The organism is Pantoea sp. Ap-967 (genome assembly GCF_011752565.1).
In the GTDB taxonomy this organism is placed as follows: Bacteria; Pseudomonadota; Gammaproteobacteria; order Pseudomonadales; family Pseudomonadaceae; genus Aquipseudomonas.
The window spans coordinates 1-1,030 of the sequence record NZ_VWXK01000081.1 but is presented as its reverse complement, the minus strand read 5'-3'; the positions used below and the strand labels follow the sequence as shown (position 1 = coordinate 1,030).

Genomic DNA, 1,030 nt, shown 5'->3' with positions numbered 1-1,030 from the left:
ATGTAGATACTCTGTTGATGGTCAAGCTTTTCTGAGGTGTTCAGAGCTGAAAAGCTTGGCCGTATCAAATGGCTCATCCCCACGCATGCACGCCCAGATGCCTGTCAGATACTTGCGCATGACAGCAGCGATAGCTTGCATTTTCTTCTTGCCCTTGCTGACCAGCGTCTCGTAAAAAGCCTTCGCATAAGGGTCACAGCGCACGGCGGTTAAAGCAGGCATGTACACGGCTGCCCGTAGATAGGCATTCCCACTTTTGCCAAGCCGACCGGGTTTATCAATGCTCGTACCCGATTGTGTCTGTCGAACATCGAGACCAGCGTGGCGAGCTACCTGAGAGGACTTGAGCGTTTCGGGCAGCGTGGTCAGCTCAGCCAAGGCGGCCAGCGCCGAGACTTCTCCAATCCCCGGGCCTGCGAGGAGTTGCTCGTACTGTCGAGCTAGCTTCGGACACTGGGCGATTAACTCGCGCCCTGCCTTACGAAAGCGCTCGATTCGATTATCTAGTGAAGCAATCTCTTCTTCTTGATCCTCGATCAACATCGAGGCAGTCGTAGCGGTCGCCTGCAATGCATGCAGCTCGTTCTTCGCCCTGATACGGTGTCCCACCAAACGATTGATGTGCCGGCCAAGGCCTCTCAGTTCAAGCTGTACACGGCTTGGAGGCGTCCACAAACGCGGGGTCATACGCTCCCCGTACTCGGACAGCAACTGAGCATCTATTGCGTCAGTCTTGCTGTTCACCAGCATCAGTTTGGCGAAGTTGTGGAAGCTTTTGGGGTTGATCACGGAAACGGGTAGGTCGGCAGCGTGCAGCTCAATGGCCAAGTCCAGGTAATAGATCCCGGTCGCCTCCATCACGATTGACTTGGGCTTGAGTGCGAGCAGCTTTTTCACCGCAGCCTTGCGGCCTGCAGGGGTTTGAGCGATATCCCACTGACCGGCAGGACGCCCACCTTTACGCACCCCGACGATCGAATTACGCGAGCCGATATCGAGGCCAACCCAAACACTCATCCTTCCCTCTCCC

The 1,030-nt window shown here is 55.9% G+C and carries 1 protein-coding gene; it reads right to left on the bottom strand.

Annotation, left to right across the window (positions count from 1 at the left end; genetic code table 11):
* Window positions 1-21 precede the first annotated feature (21 nt).
* A partial coding sequence (locus tag F3J45_RS29565) for an IS110 family transposase (protein ID WP_205300749.1) occupies window positions 22-1,030 on the bottom strand: 1,009 nt, incomplete at its 5' end.